Origin of the sequence: Streptomyces sp. NPDC096311, from assembly GCF_044763085.1 — a bacterium.
In the GTDB taxonomy this organism is placed as follows: domain Bacteria; phylum Actinomycetota; class Actinomycetes; order Streptomycetales; family Streptomycetaceae; genus Streptomyces.
Map to the genome: position 1 here is coordinate 522,606 of NZ_JBIWFN010000001.1, position 20,188 is coordinate 542,793.

Genomic DNA, 20,188 nt, shown 5'->3' on the forward strand with positions numbered 1-20,188 from the left:
AGCGGAAACTCCCGGGCGGGCAGGATTCCCGAGCGAGTCGCACAGCCGCCGTGGCCTCCTTAGAGTGGGCGAAGGTGCCGAGGAGGCGGGTGGAGATGGATCAAGAGCAGATCCTGGCCAAGATCACGGCGATGGTGGACGACGAGCGCCGGCTGCGCGACGCCGTCGCGTCAGGGCAGATCGACAGCGCCACGGAACACGAACGGCTCGGACAGCTGGAGCGCGACCTCGACCAGTGCTGGGACCTGCTGCGCCAGCGGCGCGCGAAGTCCGAGTTCGGGGAGAACCCGGACGAGGCGCGCGTACGACCGTCTTCGCAGGTCGAGGGCTATCAGAGCTGATCGCGAGGGGTCGCCCCCGGGCCTGCGGGCCGTCCCCGGGCCTGCGGGTCGCTCCCGGGCCTGCGGGCCGTCCCTGGGCCTCCGGGCGGTCCTCGGGCCTCCGGGCCGACATCGACGGCCCTCGGGGCCCGCGGGCGCTCCCGGGAAGCGGCACGGGTCAGCCGACCAGGTCCAGCACCGGCCGCAGTCCCTCCGGGCGCCGCGCCGCGGGCAGGTGGTCCACGAAGTGCACCGCACAGCCCAGCGCCGCCGCACCCCCGTCCGCGCGGCGGTCGTCCCCGACCATCAGTGTGTCCTCGGGGGCGACGCCCAGCGTGTCGCAGGCGGTCGCGAACAGCCGGGCGTCCGGCTTCTGGATGCCGTGCTCGTACGACAGCACGTACGCGTCCACGTACCGGTCGAGGCCGTGCTCACGGAAGACGGGCCGCAGATCCCAGCCGATGTTGCTGACCACCCCGACCGCGACCCCGCGCTCGCACAGGGCGTCGAGCACCTCGGCCGTGTCGGGGTAGGGCCCCCATGCCGCCGGGAGCATGTGACGGTCGTACAGCGCGTCGTGCAGCCGGGCATCGGGCAGCGGCACCTGGCGGGAGATCGCGGTGTACATGGCCCGGTGCCGCTCGGCGCTCTCGTCCCGCCTGCGCCACAAGTCCTCCGAGCCCTCCGGCAGTCGGGGTGCGACGCCCCCGCCGGGCAGCGCGCCCACCGTCTCCAGGGCGTCCGCCGCCTCGGTCAACTCCCGCTCCGGCAGGGTGAGATCGGCGTCCCTGAGCACCGCGCGCAGCCAGGACTCGGTCGGTTCGGCACGGAACAGGGTTCCGGAGAAGTCGAAGAGCACGCCGTTGATCGTCATGAGGGAGATCCTTCGGGCGCGCTCCGCGCAGGTCAAGCACGCTCCGGGCGGGTCTAGCACACTCCGCGCCGGTCAAGTACGTTCCGAGCCGAAGAGGCGCTCATGGGTCATCACCGCCAGGGCGACCACCAGCGCGCCGAGCAGCCAGCCGCCCAGGACGTCCGAGGGCCAGTGGACGCCCAGCCAGACACGGGTCAGGCCGACACCCACGACGCAGACCACGGCCAGCGCCAGTGCCGTACGTCGCAGCGCGCGCCCGGCGCCGTACAACTCGAGCAGCCACAGCAGCAGCCCGCACACCACCGTCGCGGTCATGGCATGGCCCGAGGGGAAGGCCGCGTAGTGCGCGGAGTCCACGGGGTCGGGCCAGACGGGGCGTGCGCGGCCGACCGCCGCCTTCAGTGACTGCTGCGCCACCGTGCCCAGCACACAGGTGGCCGTCACCCACAGCGCCGGCCACCGCGCCGAACGCCGCCACACCAGCCGGAGCACGACCAGCGCACCCAGCGCGCGCATCGTCCACGGGTCCCACACCCAGTCCGTCAGGACGCGGAACACCTGCGTGGCACCCGGTTCGTCGACCGCCCAGCGGTGCGTGGCGCGCGCGATATCGTCGTCGAGGGCCAGCAGCGGTCGCCAGGAGAACGCGACCAGCAGGAGAAGCAGCACGGACGCAACGGCGAGCACCGCCGCGGTGACTGCCGCGGTCCGTGGGGTCGGAGTACGAAGCGGAGGGTCGAGGGGCGGGGAGCGCATACGGTGATCCTCGCCGACGTACGGGGCCGGAGGCCAACCCCGTGGCGCCGAACCGCCGCCGGCGCGGCTAGCCGAGCGCCCGCAGGCCCGGTACGAAGGCCACCAGCAGGGGGATCACCGGCACCAGCGTGGCCGCCGCCGTCAGTCGCAGCCGCCGCGACGGCGTCAGCCGGTCCGGGGGAGCGAGCAGGCGGTGCACCCGCTGCGGGACGTGGGCCTGCGGAGTCGGACAGGGGCCGAACACGCCCCGGTCCTCGTTCAGTTCCACCAGCGCGAGGGCGGTCGTGAGGCGGCCGAAGCGGCGGGAGGCCATGTCGTCGGCGGCGAGTTCGACCAGGCGGTGCATCTCGTCGCGGAACGCGGCGAACACGGGCACCTGCGGAAAACCGACGGCGAGCGCGGCCGAACAGTGCAGCAGCCAGTCGTGCCGGGCCTGCGCGTGACCCTGCTCGTGGGCGAGCACGGCGTCCAGCTGACGCCCTTTGAGACGGCGCAACGCGGCTGTGGTGACGACCAGTTGAGGAGCGGTTCCGGGCAGCCACCAGGCGTCAGGACGCTCACCCTCCAGCACCACCAGCCGGTCACTGCTCGGCTCCTCACCGGGCAACAACGGCGCGCGTACGAGGAGTTCGTCACGGCTCTGCCGACGGTGGGCCCGGGCCCGCAGCACCTCGCGGACCAGCATCGCCGCGGTCCAGGCACCGCCGCAGGCGAGCGCCACGGCGGTCGTCGCGGCCCACGGGCTCCCCTTGCTCAACGCGTAGGCGTCCACGACGGAGTGCGGAGCGGGGGCGAAGACATGGCCGCGCACCGCCACCCACGCGGCGGCCGCGCTGAGCGTCATCGACAGGGCGCAGCACAGCAGAACGGCCGCCACCACGCACTGCCACGCCCACAGGGCGACCACGGGTTCATGGTCCGGCCAGTCCGCCCGGGCGAGCAGTCGTGGAGCGACCACGGCGGCCAGGGCGCCGAGCAGCAACAGTGCCGCGGGGACCATCATGGGTGAAGCCTATGAGCGGAGCGTCGCCGGGGGATACGGCCCGCGACGACAAAGTGACGTACGCCACGGTTTCACATGGCCGGGGCCGGAGCGGCGCTCAGAGCGTGACCAGCATGGCCAGCATCGCGATCCCCATGGACAGGCGGCACGCCTGTGACAGCTCGGGGCGGTCGCCCCAGCCGAGGGGCCGGGGGGTGCCGCGGAGCGTCCCCGAGTCGCCGGCCACCGCCGCGACCGGCAGCAGTCGGGCCCCGGAGCGCAGCACGTACCCGATGAAGTAGACCAGGAGTGCCCCCGTGACCAGCGGAATCCCGGAACCTCCGCCACCGTGCTCGTGGTGTCCGGGGGAGGCGGCCATCGAGGCGGCCATGTAGACCATGGCGCAGGCCCCGACCAGATGGTGCAGATGGTGCGGGCTGCTGCGGACCGACCACAGGGCGCGCAGAGCGGCGGCAGCGAACACCACGGCGTACGCGAACCAGGCCCAGCGCGGCGGAGTGGCCGCCGCCGCGGGCACGGCCATCGCGGCCATGCCGAATCCCATGAGCGCCTCGGCGCCCGCGGTGCGGCGCTGCTCCTCGACGGGGCTGCGCATCCGCAACAGGCAGTAGGCCCCGCTCGCCGCGCACAGCGCTACGAGCAGCCAGCCGGGTGACGCCGGTCCGTGCACCGCGTACCTCCCCGCTCGACGGAGTCGGACAGTCGTTGATGTCGGACAGTCGGTCAGGGCATGCCCGGGCCGGACGGTGCGCAAGCGAGCGCACAGGTGTACACGGGGGAGCGTGCGGGAGTGCGTCGCAGGTGGGCGCGGGTCGTGGGCGCAGGTGGGCGTGGGTGGGCGTGGGTGGGCGTGGGTGGGCGGTGACGGGAGAAAATATATTTCACGAGTAAAACACCTGCTAAGCTTGGAGGTATGAGCAGTGCGACCCCCCAGATCCCCCGTGTACATCGACGTCCCCATGGACGTCACCGCTCTCGTGGACGTCGCCTCCCGCTGGCCGGTGTGCTGCGGCTCGGCCGCCCCGCCGACATCTGGTTCAAGCCCGCGCTGAGCGCGGTCGTCTCGGTCGCTCCGCCGAATCTGACGCTTCTTGCGCTCGGCCGGCTCGACCTGGCGATGTACACCATGGCCGGATCGCTCTGCGCGCTCTACGCCCACAACCGTCCGTACGCCGCCCGCGCCCGCGCGCTCGCCTGGGTCGTCCTCGGCATGCTCGGCGGCCTCGCCGTCGCGCTGACCGCGGCCTCGCTCACGACGAACGCCGTCGTGCTGGTCACCCTCGGCGCGTTGCTGGCCGCCGTGCAGAAGGCGCTGTGCGACGCCACGCGCATCGGGCCGCCCGGTCACGTGGTCCTCGCCTTCATCAGCTCCGCGTCCCTGTTCGTGCCGCAGACGCTCGGCCAGGTTCCCGGCCATCTCGCGCTGGGCGCCGCAGCGGGCGCCTGGGCGTGGATCGTCGGCATGGCGCCCGGACTCATCCGCCCGCACGGGCCCGAGCGCCGCGCGACGGCGCACGCGCTGAACGCCGCGGCCACCTACGCCGAGACAGCGGGCACCGGTGACGGGGCCGCCCGGGCCCGCGCCGCCGCGGCCGCCGCCGTGCACGGAGCCTGGCAGTCGCTGCTCTCCACCGGCGCCCGCAGCGCGCCCCGGCGTGCCCTGGAACGGCTCGTCGTACGCGCCGAGGTGGCGATCGCCGCGCCCGCCGACACGGAGCCCGAGCGGCTGCGGGCGTGGGCGCGCGAGGTGCGGGGCGCCGGGCCCGTACCTCGTCCGGACGACCTCGGGGAAGCCGCCGACGAACTCCTGGGTGTGGAAGTCGAACTCGCCGTGCCCCCGACCCCCTTGTTCCGTCGCCTGGGCCCACTCGCCCCGATCGCCCTGCGCACCGCGCTCGGCTGTGCCCTCGCCGGATACGCGTCGCTCGCGCTCGGCGTCGGCCGCCCCTACTGGGCGCTGGTCACCGCCGCCTCGCTCTACCAGGCCAACATCACCCTGACCTGGAGTCGGGGAGTGCAGCGCGTCTTCGGCAACCTGATCGGCGTCCTGTTCTTCGCCGTGCTCACCCCACTGGCCCATCTCAGCCAGGCGGTCCTCGTCCTGCTGTGCCTCGCCCTCAACTTCGGCGCCGAGGCCCTGATCGGCCGCAACTACTGGCTCGGCAGCATCTGCGTGACCCCCATGGCGCTGCTCATCACCGAGTTCGCCCGCGTCCAGCAGCCCGGCGAGCTGATGACCGACCGGGTCGCGGACACCCTGGTGGGTGCGCTGGTCGGCTTCGTCGCGGCCGTCGCGGTCACCAACCGGCGGGCCGGCGCCCGTATCGAGGACGCCCTCGACGCCGTCGAGCGGGCCCGTGAACGTGCCGTGGGCCTGCTCGACGCCGAGCGGCCCGAACCCGGCGCCCTGGAGTCCGCCCGGCGCGCGCTGTCCGGTGCCGTCGTGGAACTGCGCGCCACCGCCGACGCCGCCGCCGGCGAATGGTGGCAACGCGCCCTGCCGGAGGAGCGGGTGATGCGGGCCGAGCAGTCCGGACACCGTACGCTCGCGGCGACGGTACGGCGGCAGGGACTGCACTCCTTGGAGGGCGCACAGGCATGACGGCAGCGGATGGGCGCGCGACGGACGCGGCACTCGGCCAGAGCGGCACTGCGATCCCGGCGGCACCTCGGCGCGCGGCGCCGCAGGGGCAGTCGAGTCGGATGAGCGAGCCCCCGGCCGGGCGGTCGGGTTCGGCGGGCGCCGTGGTCGGTGATGCTGCCGACGCGGACAGTCCGGCGACCCGGCGCTCGGCGTCGGCGGACGCGCGCGCCGGTGGGCGCGGCCCGTCGGGCGACTCGGCCGGACGGGGGCTCTCGGCGGGTGCTCCGCTCGGAGCAGTGGCGTCGACGGACGACGGGATCGGAGAAGCGGTCCGCGCGGGTACCGCGGCCGGGGGGTCCACGCCGGCGCATCCGCAGGCCGGCCGGTCGGCGTCGGCGGAGCCGGGCCCCGGGCCTGCGCGGGCGGTCGGATCGGGTACGCCCGCCGCTCGCCCCAGCACCACACCGGCCACCGAGACCGCCCCCCAGACTCCCTCGGGTGCCTCGGGTGCCTCGGGTACTCCGGCTCCCTCGGGGAGCCCATCCGCCTCAGGCACTCCGGCCGCTTCGGGTAGCCCGGCTGTCGCGGGTACTCCGGCCCCCTCGGCCAGCCCGGCCGCCGCGGGTGCCCCGGCTCCCTCGGACAATCCAGCCCCCTCAGGTACCGAGACCCCCTCAGGTCCCCAGCCCGCCTCAGGTGCCCCCACCCCCACACCCCCCGGCACCCCACCCCCGGTCGACACCATGGCCGCCGTGGTGCGGCAGTGGCAGGCCGTGCATCCCGGGATCGACACCGGGCCGATGGAGATCATCGGCCGGATCAACCGCTCGGCCGCGCTGCTCCAGCAGGCCGAGGACGCCCCGTTGCGCCGGGCCGGGCTCACCCGTCCGGAGTTCGACGTCCTCGGGACTCTGCGCCGCACCGGTCACGAGCTGACCCCCAGTGAGATCGCCCGCGAGACGTTCTCCTCCGGTGCCGCCGTCACCAAGCGCCTGAAGCAGCTGACCGAGCGCGGCCTGGTCGAGCGCCGCGGTGACACCCGCGACCGCCGGGTCGCGCACGTCCGGCTCACCGACGCGGGCCGCGACCTCGTCGACGGCATCCTGCCCCAGCAGCTCGCCTACGAGACGACGGCCCTGTCCGGGATCGACCTGGACCGACAACGCGAACTCGCCGACCTGCTCGGTGAGTTGCTCGGTCAGCTCGAAGGCCGTCTCGGAGTGCCACGCGTCTGAGGCGGCCCGGGGCCCACTGGCTTCGGGGGCACGCGCCGTTGACACGAGCCGCGCGCCGCTCCTACGTTCAGGCTCGCCCGGTTCGGAGTTCCGGCTGGCGTACGGAATGTCGAACAAGCAGCGCGACCGCGGAGGCGCAGTGGCAGCAGACACCGAGACGCTCACCATCGACCTCGGCACCGACACCGGCGCCTTCCACGGCGGGGCGAGCGGCACGCTCTACGGCCTGTACGGCGACGGAGTGCCCAGCCACAACGTGGTCGAGGGCATGTACGTGCGCACGGTGTCGACCAAGGCCCAGGACGGCACCCAGCACCCCGGCGCCGACGCCCTCGACATCCTGCCCTCCTTCGTGGACTGCGGCGGCAGGGACGTCTACCTCTACATGACCGACATCTACCGCGGCTTCCCCTACCAGTGGCCGGGCGCCACCGGCGAGGAACGCCTCGCCGACTACCGGGCCAGGGTGGAGAAGCAGGTCAGGCAGGTCCTGACGACGGGTCCCCTCAAGTCCCACATCGTCTACGTACCGTTCAACGAACCCGAGGGCAACATGTTCGGCACGGGGGAGTGGAGCTACGACAAGACTTCCTGGCACACCGACCCACGGCACTACTTCGCCGCCTGGAAGGACCTCTACCACCTCATCAAGGGCCTGGACCCGCACGCGCGCATCGCGGGCCCCAACACCTGCGTCCTGTACGAGGAGGTGCGGGGCTTCCTGGAGTTCGCCAAGGCCCACGATGTCCTCCCGGACGTGGTGACCTGGCACGAGCTGTCGACACCCGCCGCGATCCGTACGAACGTCACCAAGTACCGCGACATGGAACGGGAGGTGGGGATCGGCCCCCTCCCCGTCAACATCAACGAGTACGCGCACAACTACCACCTGTCCGTGCCCGGGCAGATGATCCAGTGGATCTCCGCCATCGAGGAGTCGAAGATCGACGCCGACATGGCGTACTGGAACATCGACGGCAACCTCAACGACTCGGCGGTCGAGGCGAACAAGGGCAACGGCCAGTGGTGGCTGTTCCACACCTACGGCCGGATGACCGGCCGCACGGTCCACGTACGGGCGCCGCACCCCAATGCCCAGTACACCCTCCAGGGCGTCGCCACGCTCGACCGGGACAAGCGCCAGGCCCGTGCCCTGTTCGGCGGCAGCGGTGGCGCCGCGGATCTCGTCTTCGAGAACGTCCCCGCCCAGATCTTCGGCGGCACGGTCCACGCCAGGCTCCATGAGATCCCGTGGACCGGCCAAGTCGGCGCCTCGGCACAGCCCTTGCGCATCAAGGACCTCGAACTACCGGTCGGCGAAGGCAGGGTGGTCCTTCCCCTCGCCGACCTCGACGCGATGTCCGCCTACGAGGTGATCCTCTCGCCCGGCGGCGACGGGGCCCTCGCCCCGCCCTCGATCGGCTGGCGCCGCTCGTACCACGCGGAGAACGCGACCTGCACGGGCGAGGGGCACAGGAGGAACGGGCCCGAGGGATCCCCCTGCGACGTCGACAGGTTCGCCACCTCGGGCACCTATCACGTCGGCGGACTGCGCACCGGCTCCGACCTCGCCGTCGCCTTCTCCATCGAGGTCCCGCAGGACGGGACGTACGACCTGAGCGTCCTCGCGGGCTCCCACAACCTCCACGAACTCGTGCGGGAGCAGGGCCCCACCAACGTCTTCCTGCGTGTCGACGCGGCGGACCCCCAGGAACTGCGCCTCCCCCTCGGCTACAAGCCGGTCGTCTGGGGGCACACCGACACCCGGGTGGAGCTGACGGCGGGCGCGCACACGCTCACCCTGTCCGCGCGGGACCCCGACCTCGGCGCCACCAAGGGCGACGCGATCATCGACCGGATCGACCTCGTCCTGCGGGACGCGCACGTGAGGGCGCCCGCGCTGTACGAGGCCGCGTACGCGGGTCTCGGAGCCGGCGCCCGTGTGACGTACGAGCACCGCGGCGCCCGCGGGCCGGGTGCCGTACTGCTGCCGCCAGGAGGGACCGCCACGTTCTGGGTGCACGCGGCCGCCGACGGCGAGGCGCTCGTGACGGTCGATCACATCGGTCCGGGAGAGGGGCTGTTGACCGTCAACGGGGTGGAGGTGGGAGGCCTCGACCGGGACGGGATCCCGCTGTTCCTGGCCGGCGGCATCAACAAGCTGACGGTGACCGGCACTTCGGAGCGCCTCGTCCTCGACCGGCTGTGCGTGGGACCGGGAACCGGACGCCTCGAGACCACCGTGTACCCCGCCGAGGAGGGCACCGTGACCGGCGAGGCCAAGGTGACCGGCGCCCACACCTTCGCCACCGGCGGGAAGGCGGTCGAGGGCATCGGCAGGGGGCCGGACAACGCCCTCACCCTGACCGTCACGGCGGCACACACCGGACGTCATGCCGTGACCGTCCGCTACTCCAACGGCGAGCAGCCCCCGGCCACCCACTACAACCCCGATCCGGTCTGCCGCCACGCGGACCTGTCCGTGAACGGGGAGCCGGCACGCCGGATCCTCTTCCCCACCACCTTCCACTTCAACAACTTCTGGGACCTCGCCGTCCCCGTCACCCTGAACAAGGGCACCAACACCCTCACCTTCACCGCCGACGAACGGCCCGACTTCGACGGCGACACCGCCAACGCCCACCAGCAGCGCTCCGCGTACGCGCCGGTCATCGACCAGGTGGCGGTGACACCCCTTGGCATGAGTTCCGGCCGAGCGTCCGGCTAGCCCTCCTCGCCCGCCACATGAACCCCGAAGTTGGCCCCCTGCGGGTCCCGCAGGACGGCGATCCGGGGGCCCTGCGGCACGGACGTGGGCTCCATGAGAATGCTGCCGCCCGCCCCGACGGCGGCGTTCGCGGCGGCGTCCACGTCCTCGACGGCGAAGTACGGCAGCCAGTGCGGCGGCACCGCGTGCGGGAAGTTGTCGTCCATCGCCACCATGCCGCCGAAGTCGGCTCCCCCGATGCCCCACTGCGTGTAGTGCTCGGAGGCGTTCACGGTCCAGCCGAAGACCGTGGTGTAGAACTCGACGGCCCGGTCCGGGGCGCGCGTCAGCAGCTCCACCCAGCCGAGCGCGCCCGGCGCGTTGAACAGCCCCGCGCCCGGGAAGGCCCGCGCCTGCCACAGCTGGAAGGCCGCTCCGATCGGGTCGAACGCCACTGCGAAACGCCCGACGTCGAACACGTCCATCGGGCCGAGGACGACCGTGCCGCCCGCGGCCTGCACCGCGTCCACGGCGGTGTCCGCGTCGGCCACGGCGAACGACACGTTCCAGGCGACCGGCTGCGACTCCTGGTACAGCGGGGAGATCGCGGCGACCGGTGCGTCGCCGAGGTGCGCGACCGTGTAGCCGCCCGCCTCCTGGCGCGGGTCGGTCTCCGGGCGCCAGCCGAACAGATCGGCGTAGAAGCGCTTGGCCGCCTCCAGATCGCTGGTCCCGAGCTCGGTCCAGCACGGACCGCCGGGCACCGGCTTGTCGAGCTTCATGACGTTCCTCCGCCCTTCCGCCAGAAGGCCCCTCCAGCACGCTATGCCCGTGCCCGGGCCGTGGCCATCCGGCGCAGGGCGTCGTGCGATCAGATTCCGGGGCGGTAGCGCAACGGATGATCCGCCGGGATCTCCACGAGCACGATCTCGACACCGTCAGGATCGGCGATCCACATCTCGATCAGCCCCCACGGCTCCTTCACCGGCGGGCGCACGATGTCGACCCCGGCCGCCGACAGTTCCTCGTACGCCGCCTCGGAGTCGGCCACCTGGAGCCACAGCCTGAGCGCGGGCGAGGGCGGGGTCGGGGAGCGGCCCGAGACCTCCAGGAAGCCGCCGCCGAGGAAGTAGACCGTGCCGCGTTCGGGCCCCGTCCCGAACTCCCGGTGGATGGCGAGCCCCAGCCGCTCGCCGTAGAAGGAGCGGGAGCGTTCCGGGTCGGTGGGCCGCAGAAGGATCCGACTGCTCAGTACATGCACCATGCACCCGGAGCCTAGGGCCTCAAGGGCGGGGGCGTTACGCTCAGCGGTGCCCGAGCCGCGCCAGAGATTTCGGAGAACCGTTCCATGGACACCGCCGCCGCCACCGGACTGACCTTCCGCGATGCCACCGACGCCGATGTGGACGCCCTCGTCGCCCTGATCGAGTCGGCCTACCGCGGGGACTCCAGCCGGACCGGCTGGACCACGGAGGCGGACATCCTCGAAGGTCAGCGGACCGACCCGGAGGGCGTGCTCGCCGTCATCAAGGCGCCGGGCAGCCGCCTGCTGACCGTGGAGCGGGACGGCGCCGTCGTCGCCTGCTGCCAGCTCGAACACCGCGGCGACCACGCCTACTTCGGCATGTTCGCGGTCAGCCCCGCACTCCAGGGCGGCGGACTCGGCAAGGTGATCATCGCCGAGGCGGAGCGGCACGCCCACGAGACCTGGGATGTCACGGAGATGCACATGACCGTGATCTCCGCGCGCGAGGACCTCATCGCCTGGTACGAGCGACGCGGCTACCGCCGTACGGGAAAGATGACCCCCTTCCCGTACGGCGACGAGCGCTTCGGCATTCCGCAGCGCGACGACCTGCAGTTCGAGCTGCTGGTCAAGCCTCTGGCACAGCCGGCGGAGTGATCCTCAGGCCGTGAAGCGGCCGGTGCGTTTGATCTGGGGGTAGTCGGTGGTCGCGCCGTCCAGCTCCAGGGCCCGCACCAGCCGCAGGTGGTCCTGGGTGTTCACCACCCAGCCGATGATCCGCAGATCCGCCTTGCGGGCGCGCTCGACGACCTCCAGGGTCAGCCGGCGGATGTTGAGGCAGACGGTGGCGGCGCCGGCCTCCACGGCGCGGTCCACGACATCGACGCCGTAGCGGCTCGCGATGAGCGCCGTGCGGACGCCCGGCACGAGCCGCGTGATCTCGGCGATCGCCTCGTCGTGGAACGACGACACCTCGACCCGCCCCACCAGATCGCGCCGGTGCATCACCTCGGCGAGCGCCCGCGCCGCCGCCGTGTCCTTGATCTCGGCCTGCAGCGGCGCCCTGACGGCGTCCAGGACCTCTTCGAAGACGGGCACGCGTTCACCGTGCCCGGCGTCCAGGGCGCGCAGCTCGGCGAGGGTCATCTCGGCGATCGGCCCCGAGCCGTCGGTCGTACGGTCCACGTCCGCGTCGTGCATGACGACCAGCGCGCCGTCCTTGCTCAGATGCAGATCGAGTTCGATCAGGTCGAGGCCCGCGTGCTGGGCGGCGATGAAGGAACGGAGGGTGTTCTCGGGTTCGACACCCATCACTCCGCGATGACCGATGGTGAGGAAGTTCAAGATTCGACTCGCTTCCGTCGACGGCGGCTCGGCTCGCGCGTGGTCTCGGCGGCACCCACGCGGCAAGGCCGCAGCCTAATCGTCCCGCCGCGCGATGTACCCGTTCGTACGCCAGGCAGGGCGTGTCTGCCGCAAGGGGAGAGCGGGCCGTTGCGCCGGCGCGCGTCACCCGGGCGTGGGCGAGTCTTTCCGCGGTTGACCCCGAGCGCCCCGGAGCCGTTGCTCCTGCCACTTCCCGGCCCTCCCCGCGGATGCCCGTGTGCCCGGCGCCTTATAGGGGAAGTAGTCGCCTCCACGGTATCCGGCAGGAAAAAGAGCGGTGAAGACGGGGTGGTGCAGGATAATCTATCGAGTCTCCCCTTGCGGGAAGGAACCTCGTTTACATACGGTGTGCATACGCGAGGTTCTCCCGTGGAGGGTGAGAGATGACGGAAATTCTTGTGCCAGTGGGTGTGGAGGAGCGGGTTCCTCCCGTGGGCAGGGTGGTGGAGCACCCGGCTTGGCCTGTGCTCAAGGATGCCGTGGAGGAGATCCGGCCCTGGCAGTCCAAGGACGGGTCGATCGACTTCGAGGCCGAGGGCGCCCCGGACGCGGCCGACGCGGCTCTGGCCGTACGCCGTGCCGTAAACGCCGTCGAGCAGCTCGCCCCGCTGCTGCCGCACGACGCCGAGTACCACGAGGCGCTCGTGAAGGATCTGCGCCGCTGGGCCGACGGTGGCTTCCAGGTGCCCGACTTCCTGGACTCCCTGCTGGCCTTCCAGCCCGCCGCGCACCGTGAGGACGGCCTCCAGCACCTGGTCGTCTTCCCGATGTACACGCAGAACGGCAACCCGGACCGCAACTTCGAGGCGGTCGTGCTGCGCATGGTCTGGCCGGAGTGGCTGGCGGAGCTGGAGCGCACCCGCTACGACAACCCGCTGTTCTGCGGCATCACCTTCGAGGACTTCACGGCGGGCTACGACACCAACTCGGCCGTCCTCTTCCCGGAGACGATCGCCGTGCGCGAGGCGCCGGAACGTTTCTCCTGGGGTGGCATCTTCTGCGACCGCGAGGCTGCCCGCTTCCGCGCCGTCACCGACGCCGCCGTGGACGTCCTGGGCCTTCAGCTGCCCGAGGACATCGCCGCGATGGTGCAGGACCAGGAGCGCTGCGAGCAGGCCTTCGTGCTGTGGGACATGGTCCACGACCGCACCCACAGCCACGGCGACCTGCCGTTCGACCCCTTCATGATCAAGCAGCGACAGCCGTTCTGGATGTACGGCCTCGAAGAGCTGCGCTGCGACCTCACCGCCTTCAAGGAGGCCGTGAAGCTGGAGGCCGAGGGCCACCAGCACGGCCGTGACGTGCAGTACGCGGTGCTCTTCGACCGGATGTTCCGCTTCCCGGTCACCGGCGACCGCGTCCGCAACTACGACGGTCTCGGCGGCCAGCTCCTCTTCGCCTATCTGCACCAGCACGACGTCGTGCGCTGGACCGACAACAAGCTGCAGATCGACTGGCAGCGTGCCCCGCAGATCACCAACCAGCTGTGCGCCGAGATCGAGGAGCTCTACCGGGCCGGCATCGACCGTCCCAAGCTCGTCCACTGGTTCAAGGCGTACGAGCTCGTCTCCACCTATCTCGCCCCGCACCCCGGCTCCCGCTGGGCCAAGGGCCCGGACGCCCTCGATCTGACCCAGCCGCCGCGTAAGCTCGTCGACGACGTGCTTCCGGACGAGTTTCCGCTGAGCATGTTCTATGAGGCGCTCTCCAAGAAACTGAAGAACGTGATCGCCTCCACCAAGGGCATCACCGCGACGAGCGCCGAGCGGGCCGCCGCGTGAGCGCTCGTACCGGGGATGTTCAGGAGGCGAAGGCGATGTCACACGGAAACGGCAACGGACCTCTCAGCGGCGCGGTGATCGCGGTCGCCGGAGCGGGTGGACCCGCCGGGCGCGCGACGCTGGCCCGGCTCGCCGACGCGGGCGCGACCGTCATCGGATCGGACAACGATCCCGAGCGGCTCGCGGAGGCCGTGGACGCGGCCCGCTACGGGCACGGCGGCGCCACCGTCGTGGGCGACACCGTCGACCTGCTCGATCTCGAGTCGACCCGCGACTGGGCCGTCCGCGTCGAGAAGGACTTCGGCCACGTCGACGGCCTGGTCCACCTGGTCGGCGGCTGGCGGGGCAGCGAGACCTTCACCAGGACGAGCCTCGACGACTGGGACTTCCTGGAGCTGCTGCTCATCCGCACGGTGCAGAACACGTCCCTCGCGTTCCACGAGGCCTTGCAGCGCAGCGACCGTGGCCGCTACCTCCTGATCAGCGCCGCGGGTGCGAGCAAGCCCACCGCGGGCAACGCCGCCTACTCCGCCGCCAAGGCCGCCGCCGAGGCGTGGACGCTGGCCATGGCGGACTACTTCCGCAAGGCCGGGGGCGAGCAGGGCCCGACGTCCGCGGCTGCCATCCTGGTGGTCAAGGCACTGGTGCACGACGCGATGCGCGCCGAGCGCCCCAACGCGAAGTTCGCGGGCTTCACGGACGTCGAGGATCTGGCCGAGGCCATCGCCGACGTCTGGTCGCGGCCCGCCGGTGAAGTGAACGGAAACCGTCTGTGGCTGACCGAGAAGCCGTGAACCCTGCGAAGACCGACGCCCGGCGTCACCACGACCCGGCCGTCCGCGGCTTCGCCAGCGACAACTACGCGGGGGCCCACCCCGAGGTGCTCGCCGCCGTGGCCCTGGCCAACGGCGGGCACCAGGTCGCGTACGGCGAGGACGACTACACGGCGAACCTCCAGCAGATCATCCGCAGCCACTTCGGCGCCACCGCCGAGGCCTTCCCGGTCTTCAACGGGACCGGCGCGAACGTGGTCGCGCTCCAGGCGGTCACCGACCGCTGGGGCGCGGTGATCTGCGCGGAGAGCGCGCACATCAACGTCGACGAGGGCGGCGCCCCCGAGCGCATGGGCGGCCTCAAGCTGCTCACCGTGCCCACGCCCGACGGCAAGCTCACCCCCGAGCTGATCGACCGTCAGGCCTACGGCTGGGACGACGAGCACCGTGCGATGCCGCAGGTCGTCTCGATCACCCAGAGCACCGAACTGGGCACCCTCTACACGCCCGACGAGATCCGAGCGATCTGCGACCACGCCCACGCGCACGGCATGAAGGTGCACCTGGACGGGTCCCGGATAGCCAACGCGGCCGCCTCCCTGGACGTCCCCATGCGGACGTTCACCAACGCGGTCGGCGTCGACCTCCTGAGCCTCGGCGGGACGAAGAACGGCGCGCTGTACGGCGAGGCCGTCGTCGTCCTCAACCAGGACGCGGTCAGTCACATGAAGCACCTGCGCAAGCTGTCCATGCAGCTCGCCTCCAAGATGCGCTTCGTCTCCGTGCAGTTGGAGGCGCTGCTCGCCAAGGACCTGTGGCTGCGCAACGCCCGCCACTCCAACGAGATGGCCCAGCGGCTGGCCGAGGGCGTGCGCGCGGTGCACGGCGTGGAGATCCTCCACCCGGTCCAGGCCAACGCCGTCTTCGCGCGTCTCCCGCACGACGTGAGCGAGCGGCTCCAGAAGCGCTTCCGCTTCTACTTCTGGGACGAGGCGGCGGGCGACGTCCGCTGGATGTGCTCCTTCGACACGACCGAGGACGACGTCGACGGGTTCGTGGCGGCGCTCAAGGAGGAGATGGCTCACGCGTAGCCCGAGCGCAGCGTCTGCATAGGTATGCGGTCACCTGAAAAGTCATTGACTCTCGGGTGATCGCATTCCTATGCTCTCCGGGCATGGAGCTGATCCAGAACACTGCCGACCTGTCTGCCTACTTGGCCGACGACGAGGTCATCGACCATGACCATCCGCTCGTACGGGAGACGGCCGCCCGGCTGGCCAAGGAGGCCGTCGACTCGTATGCCTATGCGCGGGCGGCCTTCGAATTCGTGCGCGACACCATCCCGCACTCGCAGGACTCCGGCGATCTTCGGGTCACCTGGCGTGCCTCCGACGTGCTGGAGCGACGTACCGGCATCTGCTACGCGAAGGCCCACGCCCTGGCCGCGCTGCTGCGGGCCGAGGACATCCCCACGGCGTTCTGCTACCAGAAGTTCGACCAGGTGCACGGGCTCGTCGCCGTGCGGTTCAACGGTGCCTGGCACCGGCAGGACCCCCGCGGCAACAAGCCGGGTGTGGACGCCCAGTTCTCCCTGGACGGCGAGCGGCTGGCCTTCACGCCCGACCCCGAGTTCGACGAACTCGACTATCCGGTCCTGTACGCCGAACCTCACCCGGTCGTGCTGAGCGCCCTCAAGGCCGCCCCCGACCGGCCGTACCTCTGGAAGACGCTGCCCAGCGCGCTCTGAGACCGGCCGCCCATCACCCGGACGCGGGCGAGGTGGTCCGGTGCGACGGGGCGCGGTGGGGTGCGACGGGGCCGAACTCGCCGCACTCCTGGAGTAGTTCAGCCCCGGGGCGCGGCGTGGGTCACCGGCCACGCCCCGGCGTGACGATTCAGCGGGCCTCGGCCGCCTTCACCTCTTCGGGGGTCGGCGCCGTGCCGCCGAGGTGCGCGGGCATCCACCAGGTGTCGTCCGGGCCCTTGGGGCGGACCGGATAGGAGCGCTGCGCGGCCTCCAGGAGTTCCTGGGCGCGCTCGCGCAGCCGCCGGGTGATGGCGCCCGCGTACTGGTCCTGCGGCGCCTCCACCGGCTCGCCGACCCGGATGGTGATCGGCGTGTGGCTGCGCTTGAAGTTGCGCGGGTGGCCCTTGGTCCACAGCCGCTGGGTGCCCCACAGGGCCATCGGGATCAGCGGTACGCCGGCCTCCTGGGCCATGCGCGCGGCACCCGACTTGAAGCTCTTCAGGGTGAAGGACTGGGAGATGGTCGCTTCGGGGAAGACGCCGACGATCTCGCCGGACCGCAGTGAATCCAGCGCGTGCTGATACGCCGTCTCGCCCTGCTTGCGGTCCACCGGGATGTGCTTCATGCCCCGCATCAGCGGACCGGAGATCTTGTGCCGGAAGACCGACTCCTTCGCCATGAAACGCACCAGGCGCTTCTGCGGCAGGGCGGCCAGACCGTCGAAGATGAAGTCCAGATAGCTGATGTGGTTGCTGACCAGCACGGCGCCGCCCGAGCGCGGAATGTTCTCCGATCCCTTGCAGTCGATCTTGAGGTCCCAGGCCTTGAACAACACTTGGGCGAGACCGACGACGGGACGGTAGACAAGCTCTGCCATGGACGGGGTGGACCCTTTCTCTCTGCTCGGGAAGGGGTCTCCCGGCGGGAAAGTTACGCAGCCGTAGGTTTACGGCATTGCGCAGATCGTGCCCCAAGAACGGACGAGTGGCCAGTCCCAGTGCCGCGATGCGGCGAGATCCTCGTCACGTGTCCCCTGATCGACCTCGGAGTTCTCACACACCGTCACTGGGCGCGTACCGTCACTCGACGTACAAGCAGGTACGTCTCGCAGCCGAGGCAGTACCCGAACGCCGCGTTGAGGAACGCGGCCGCCAGCGCGCAGCCAGTCGCGCCGAACCCCAGCCAGTTGGGCCCCGCCGTGAAACCGATCAGCCCGACCACGGCGAACACGAGCCCGACGGCCTGCGCGAACTGCGGTGGCTGCGGCGACTCGAACTGTGCGGGCGGCCCGAGTCGGGGGCGAACGGCCTTGCGGAACAGCCAGCCGTAAGGAGAGCGCGCCACGCCGCCCGAGGCGCCCAGCGCGAACGCCAGTACCTGCCAGGCCAACAGCCAGGTGCTGCCGGTGATCAGAACGGCCGCCAGTACGACGGTCGTCACGGCCGCACCGAACCGCGGCCCTCTTGCGTCAATGTCCATGAATCAAGCATTCCGTATGAAGGGCGGTCCAGGGACCCGGGAATCTTTGCGGTCTCGTGAATGCTAGTGCTGGAGATGACCGGACTTGTGGTGTGCGTGGTGGTGCTCGCGGCGGCAAGCGCGTTCGGAGTGCTGCATCGGCGGCGGAACGGGAGGGTGAGAGTGCGCGGGCGTGACGGTGGAAAGCGGCTCGGCGCGGCGGAGTTGGGGGAGGGGCTCGGTGAACGGGCCACGCTCGTCCAGTTCTCCAGTGCTTTCTGTGCTCCGTGCCGGGCCACCCGGCGGGTGCTCACCGAGGTGGCCGGAATGGTCCCGGGCGTGCATCACGTGGAGATCGACGCCGAGGACCGCCTCGAACTCGTCCGCGAACTCGAGATCCTCAAGACCCCGACCGTGCTCGTCCTCGACGCCGACGGACGGATCGTGCGGCGCGCCACCGGACAGCCGCGCAAGGCGGATGTGATCGCGGCGCTGGGAGAGGCCGTCTGACTCGTGGCGATCATGGTGAGGCATCTCGCAGATGACCGGACGTACTTGACTGCACGCACCACCTATCGTCAACCTGACCGTATGCCCCCGGAACTCCTTCTCTTCGAGCGCGTCCACGTGGACCTGGCCCGCACCGCGAGTGCGCGCTGTCCGGCCTGTTGAGCACCGACGGATCTGCTCTTCACCACTCGCAGAAGGACGACTCCATGACGGCCACGCCCGACCTGGACACTTTTCGGCTCGCCTCTCCCGATGCGCAACTCGCCTCCCCCGACCTCCTGCGCTCCGCCTTCCGGCAGCACGCGGCCGGTGTCGCCGTGATCACGGCGCAGGGCGGCTCGGGTCCCGTGGGCTTCACCGCCACCTCGCTCAGCTCGGTCTCCGCCGAGCCCCCGATCGTCTCCTTCGGTATCGGTGTCGGCGCCTCGAGCTGGCCCGCGATCTCCGAGTCCGACCACGTCGGCATCCACATACTCGGCGAGCACCAGCAGGAACTCGCCGCCACCTTCGCCCGCAGCGGCGCCGACCGCTTCGGCGCGCCCACCCGTTGGCGCAAGGGCCCGGAAGGTGTTCCCGTCCTCGACGGCGTACTGGCCTGGCTCGTCTGCCGGGTCGCGGCGCGGGTGCCGGCCGGGGATCATCGCATCGTGCTGGCGGAGGTCGTCCTCGGTGATCCGTCGGGCGTGGGCCGCCCGCTGCTGTACCACCAGGGGCGTTTCAACGGCCTGCGCGACTGAAGCTACTCGCCGGTCCTACTGGCGGGTCCTACTCGCCGGTTACGCAGCGTTGCCAAGGTCACAGTTCAAAGCGCTTGCTTAGTGGGCAGGAACTGGGTGTACTGGCGAGTAATATTTCGTTCGGAGCGCGGGCCGCCCCGACCGGGATCGGCCGCTTCAGGCGCCTATGCTGCCTGAAAGAAGGCAGCCCAGAAATGACGATGCAGTAGGAGAGCCGGCGTGAGCTTGAGGATCGTTGTCACTGTGAAGTACGTGCCCGACGCCACTGGCGACCGGCACTTCGCCGATGACCTGACCGTGGACCGTGACGACGTGGACGGTCTGCTCTCGGAGCTCGACGAGTACGCGGTGGAGCAGGCGCTGCAGATCGCCGACGAAGCGGACGACGCCGAGATCACCGTGCTGACCGTCGGCCCCGAGGACGCCAAGGACGCGCTGCGCAAGGCGCTTTCCATGGGCGCGGACAAGGCCATCCACGTCGAGGACGACGACCTGCACGGCACCGACGCGATCGGTACGTCGCTGGTGCTCGCCAAGGCGATCGAGAAGGCCGGCTACGACCTGGTCATCTCCGGCATGGCGTCGACCGACGGCACCGCCGGTATCGTCCCCGCCCTGCTGGCCGAGCGCCTGGGCGTACCGCAGGTCACGCTGCTCTCCGAGGTCTCCGTCGAGGACGGCGTCGTGAAGGGCCGCCGTGACGGCGACACCGCCTCCGAGCAGCTGGAGGCCTCCCTCCCGGCCGTCGTGTCGGTGACCGACCAGTCGGGTGAGGCGCGCTACCCCTCCTTCAAGGGCATCATGGCCGCCAAGAAGAAGCCGGTGGAGTCCTGGGACCTGGAGGACCTGGAGATCGAGGCGGACGAGGTCGGTCTCGAGGGTGCCTGGACCAAGGTCGACTCCGCGACCGAGCGCCCGGCGCGCACGGCCGGCACGATCGTCAAGGACGAGGGCGAGGGCGGCAAGCAGCTCGCCGAGTTCCTCGCGGGCCAGAAGTTCATCTAAAGGCCCGTTCGAGGCTCGCTGAACCTCCACTCGCTGACCGCCCCTCATCTTTCGTAAGCAGGAGAG

21 protein-coding genes are annotated in these 20,188 nt (G+C 71.1%); 12 read left to right on the forward strand and 9 right to left on the reverse strand.

Annotated elements, in window-relative coordinates; genetic code table 11:
- Window positions 1-95: 95 nt before the first annotated feature.
- Window positions 96-341, forward strand: a complete 246-nt coding sequence (locus ACIRA5_RS02370; RefSeq protein ID WP_352050879.1) for a DUF2630 family protein — start codon at window positions 96-98, stop codon at window positions 339-341.
- 157 nt (window positions 342-498) lie between these two features.
- On the opposite strand, the gene ACIRA5_RS02375 is transcribed toward ACIRA5_RS02370, so the two are convergent.
- From ACIRA5_RS02375 to ACIRA5_RS02390, 4 genes are all read right to left on the reverse strand, one after another.
- A complete protein-coding gene (locus ACIRA5_RS02375; protein WP_403686394.1) occupies window positions 499-1,194 on the reverse strand; it encodes an HAD family hydrolase in 696 nt (231 codons plus the stop codon).
- Window positions 1,195-1,266: 72 nt separating this feature from the next.
- A complete protein-coding gene (locus ACIRA5_RS02380; RefSeq protein WP_403686396.1) occupies window positions 1,267-1,950 on the reverse strand; it encodes a phosphatase PAP2 family protein in 684 nt (227 codons plus the stop codon).
- Window positions 1,951-2,017: 67 nt separating this feature from the next.
- A complete protein-coding gene (locus ACIRA5_RS02385) occupies window positions 2,018-2,953 on the reverse strand; it encodes a M56 family metallopeptidase (RefSeq protein WP_403686398.1) in 936 nt (311 codons plus the stop codon).
- Window positions 2,954-3,050: 97 nt separating this feature from the next.
- The gene (locus tag ACIRA5_RS02390) at window positions 3,051-3,623 is read right to left on the reverse strand and encodes a DUF5134 domain-containing protein (protein WP_403686400.1); all 573 of its coding nucleotides are present in this window, start codon (window positions 3,621-3,623) and stop codon (window positions 3,051-3,053) included.
- A 243-nt stretch (window positions 3,624-3,866) separates the two neighbouring features.
- On the opposite strand from ACIRA5_RS02390, the gene ACIRA5_RS02395 reads away from it, so the two are divergent.
- The 3 genes from ACIRA5_RS02395 to ACIRA5_RS02405 all read left to right on the forward strand — a co-directional run bounded on the left by ACIRA5_RS02395 (window position 3,867) and on the right by ACIRA5_RS02405 (window position 9,500).
- Window positions 3,867-5,555, forward strand: a complete 1,689-nt coding sequence (locus tag ACIRA5_RS02395) for an FUSC family protein (RefSeq protein ID WP_403686402.1) — start codon at window positions 3,867-3,869, stop codon at window positions 5,553-5,555.
- A 725-nt stretch (window positions 5,556-6,280) separates the two neighbouring features.
- Window positions 6,281-6,772 carry a MarR family winged helix-turn-helix transcriptional regulator gene (locus tag ACIRA5_RS02400; protein WP_403686404.1) on the forward strand — a complete coding sequence of 164 codons (492 nt, stop codon included), beginning with the start codon at window positions 6,281-6,283 and terminating at the stop codon, window positions 6,770-6,772.
- A 106-nt stretch (window positions 6,773-6,878) separates the two neighbouring features.
- The gene (locus tag ACIRA5_RS02405) at window positions 6,879-9,500 is read left to right on the forward strand and encodes a cellulosome protein (RefSeq protein ID WP_403686405.1); all 2,622 of its coding nucleotides are present in this window, start codon (window positions 6,879-6,881) and stop codon (window positions 9,498-9,500) included.
- Here ACIRA5_RS02405 and ACIRA5_RS02410 read toward each other — a convergent pair.
- Window positions 9,497-10,261, reverse strand: a complete 765-nt coding sequence (locus ACIRA5_RS02410) for a VOC family protein (RefSeq protein ID WP_403686407.1) — start codon at window positions 10,259-10,261, stop codon at window positions 9,497-9,499. The two genes, ACIRA5_RS02405 and ACIRA5_RS02410, sit on opposite strands and share 4 nt — an antisense overlap.
- A gap of 89 nt (window positions 10,262-10,350) precedes the next feature.
- The gene (locus tag ACIRA5_RS02415; protein ID WP_403686409.1) at window positions 10,351-10,743 is read right to left on the reverse strand and encodes a VOC family protein; all 393 of its coding nucleotides are present in this window, start codon (window positions 10,741-10,743) and stop codon (window positions 10,351-10,353) included.
- 84 nt (window positions 10,744-10,827) lie between these two features.
- Between ACIRA5_RS02415 and ACIRA5_RS02420 the strand changes: the two genes are divergently transcribed.
- Window positions 10,828-11,382: a GNAT family N-acetyltransferase gene (locus tag ACIRA5_RS02420; protein ID WP_403686411.1), complete on the forward strand. Its 555-nt coding sequence runs from the start codon at window positions 10,828-10,830 to the stop codon at window positions 11,380-11,382.
- Window positions 11,383-11,385: 3 nt separating this feature from the next.
- Here ACIRA5_RS02420 and ACIRA5_RS02425 read toward each other — a convergent pair whose 3' ends face one another.
- Window positions 11,386-12,069, reverse strand: a complete 684-nt coding sequence (locus ACIRA5_RS02425) for a glycerophosphodiester phosphodiesterase (protein ID WP_403686413.1) — start codon at window positions 12,067-12,069, stop codon at window positions 11,386-11,388.
- Between the two features lie 425 nt (window positions 12,070-12,494).
- On the opposite strand from ACIRA5_RS02425, the gene ACIRA5_RS02430 reads away from it, so the two are divergent.
- The 4 genes from ACIRA5_RS02430 to ACIRA5_RS02445 all read left to right on the forward strand — a co-directional run bounded on the left by ACIRA5_RS02430 (window position 12,495) and on the right by ACIRA5_RS02445 (window position 16,412).
- The gene (locus ACIRA5_RS02430) at window positions 12,495-13,892 is read left to right on the forward strand and encodes a DUF6421 family protein (protein WP_403686415.1); all 1,398 of its coding nucleotides are present in this window, start codon (window positions 12,495-12,497) and stop codon (window positions 13,890-13,892) included.
- Window positions 13,893-13,927: 35 nt separating this feature from the next.
- Window positions 13,928-14,686, forward strand: a complete 759-nt coding sequence (locus ACIRA5_RS02435; RefSeq protein ID WP_351701844.1) for an SDR family oxidoreductase — start codon at window positions 13,928-13,930, stop codon at window positions 14,684-14,686.
- Complete coding sequence (locus ACIRA5_RS02440) at window positions 14,683-15,756, forward strand: threonine aldolase family protein (RefSeq protein ID WP_403686417.1); 1,074 nt, start codon at window positions 14,683-14,685, stop codon at window positions 15,754-15,756. Before ACIRA5_RS02435 ends, ACIRA5_RS02440 begins: the two co-directional genes overlap by 4 nt.
- 83 nt (window positions 15,757-15,839) lie before the next feature.
- On the forward strand, window positions 15,840-16,412 hold the full coding sequence (locus tag ACIRA5_RS02445) for a transglutaminase domain-containing protein (protein WP_403686419.1): 573 nt from the start codon (window positions 15,840-15,842) through the stop codon (window positions 16,410-16,412).
- 148 nt (window positions 16,413-16,560) lie between these two features.
- On the opposite strand, the gene ACIRA5_RS02450 is transcribed toward ACIRA5_RS02445, so the two are convergent.
- Both ACIRA5_RS02450 and ACIRA5_RS02455 read right to left on the reverse strand, forming a co-directional pair.
- Window positions 16,561-17,289 carry a lysophospholipid acyltransferase family protein gene (locus ACIRA5_RS02450; RefSeq protein ID WP_352050895.1) on the reverse strand — a complete coding sequence of 243 codons (729 nt, stop codon included), beginning with the start codon at window positions 17,287-17,289 and terminating at the stop codon, window positions 16,561-16,563.
- Window positions 17,290-17,474: 185 nt separating this feature from the next.
- On the reverse strand, window positions 17,475-17,891 hold the full coding sequence (locus tag ACIRA5_RS02455) for a DUF4395 domain-containing protein (protein ID WP_403686421.1): 417 nt from the start codon (window positions 17,889-17,891) through the stop codon (window positions 17,475-17,477).
- A 75-nt stretch (window positions 17,892-17,966) separates the two neighbouring features.
- On the opposite strand from ACIRA5_RS02455, the gene ACIRA5_RS02460 reads away from it, so the two are divergent.
- The 3 genes from ACIRA5_RS02460 to ACIRA5_RS02470 all read left to right on the forward strand — a co-directional run bounded on the left by ACIRA5_RS02460 (window position 17,967) and on the right by ACIRA5_RS02470 (window position 20,122).
- The gene (locus ACIRA5_RS02460; RefSeq protein WP_403686423.1) at window positions 17,967-18,380 is read left to right on the forward strand and encodes a TlpA family protein disulfide reductase; all 414 of its coding nucleotides are present in this window, start codon (window positions 17,967-17,969) and stop codon (window positions 18,378-18,380) included.
- A 206-nt stretch (window positions 18,381-18,586) separates the two neighbouring features.
- Window positions 18,587-19,117, forward strand: coding sequence for a flavin reductase family protein (locus ACIRA5_RS02465; protein ID WP_403686425.1), 531 nt, complete (start codon window positions 18,587-18,589; stop codon window positions 19,115-19,117).
- 219 nt (window positions 19,118-19,336) lie between these two features.
- Entirely contained in the window at window positions 19,337-20,122 is a 786-nt protein-coding gene (locus tag ACIRA5_RS02470; protein WP_403686426.1) for an electron transfer flavoprotein subunit beta/FixA family protein, read from the forward strand.
- The last annotated feature ends 66 nt before the right edge of the window (window positions 20,123-20,188 follow it).

What these genes read in the sequence shown, in the direction of transcription:
- ACIRA5_RS02370 (WP_352050879.1), top strand. Translation starts at nt 96, where the DNA reads ATGGATCAAGAGCAGATCCTGGCCAAGATCACGGCGATGGTGGACGAC.
- ACIRA5_RS02375 (WP_403686394.1), bottom strand. Translation starts at nt 1,194, where the DNA reads ATGACGATCAACGGCGTGCTCTTCGACTTCTCCGGAACCCTGTTCCGT.
- ACIRA5_RS02380 (WP_403686396.1), bottom strand. Translation starts at nt 1,950, where the DNA reads ATGCGCTCCCCGCCCCTCGACCCTCCGCTTCGTACTCCGACCCCACGG.
- ACIRA5_RS02385 (WP_403686398.1), bottom strand. Translation starts at nt 2,953, where the DNA reads ATGATGGTCCCCGCGGCACTGTTGCTGCTCGGCGCCCTGGCCGCCGTG.
- ACIRA5_RS02395 (WP_403686402.1), top strand. Translation starts at nt 3,867, where the DNA reads ATGAGCAGTGCGACCCCCCAGATCCCCCGTGTACATCGACGTCCCCAT.
- ACIRA5_RS02400 (WP_403686404.1), top strand. Translation starts at nt 6,281, where the DNA reads ATGGCCGCCGTGGTGCGGCAGTGGCAGGCCGTGCATCCCGGGATCGAC.
- ACIRA5_RS02405 (WP_403686405.1), top strand. Translation starts at nt 6,879, where the DNA reads ATGTCGAACAAGCAGCGCGACCGCGGAGGCGCAGTGGCAGCAGACACC.
- ACIRA5_RS02410 (WP_403686407.1), bottom strand. Translation starts at nt 10,261, where the DNA reads ATGAAGCTCGACAAGCCGGTGCCCGGCGGTCCGTGCTGGACCGAGCTC.
- ACIRA5_RS02415 (WP_403686409.1), bottom strand. Translation starts at nt 10,743, where the DNA reads ATGGTGCATGTACTGAGCAGTCGGATCCTTCTGCGGCCCACCGACCCG.
- ACIRA5_RS02420 (WP_403686411.1), top strand. Translation starts at nt 10,828, where the DNA reads ATGGACACCGCCGCCGCCACCGGACTGACCTTCCGCGATGCCACCGAC.
- ACIRA5_RS02430 (WP_403686415.1), top strand. Translation starts at nt 12,495, where the DNA reads ATGACGGAAATTCTTGTGCCAGTGGGTGTGGAGGAGCGGGTTCCTCCC.
- ACIRA5_RS02435 (WP_351701844.1), top strand. Translation starts at nt 13,928, where the DNA reads ATGTCACACGGAAACGGCAACGGACCTCTCAGCGGCGCGGTGATCGCG.
- ACIRA5_RS02445 (WP_403686419.1), top strand. Translation starts at nt 15,840, where the DNA reads ATGGAGCTGATCCAGAACACTGCCGACCTGTCTGCCTACTTGGCCGAC.
- ACIRA5_RS02450 (WP_352050895.1), bottom strand. Translation starts at nt 17,289, where the DNA reads ATGGCAGAGCTTGTCTACCGTCCCGTCGTCGGTCTCGCCCAAGTGTTG.
- ACIRA5_RS02455 (WP_403686421.1), bottom strand. Translation starts at nt 17,891, where the DNA reads ATGGACATTGACGCAAGAGGGCCGCGGTTCGGTGCGGCCGTGACGACC.
- ACIRA5_RS02460 (WP_403686423.1), top strand. Translation starts at nt 17,967, where the DNA reads ATGACCGGACTTGTGGTGTGCGTGGTGGTGCTCGCGGCGGCAAGCGCG.
- ACIRA5_RS02465 (WP_403686425.1), top strand. Translation starts at nt 18,587, where the DNA reads ATGACGGCCACGCCCGACCTGGACACTTTTCGGCTCGCCTCTCCCGAT.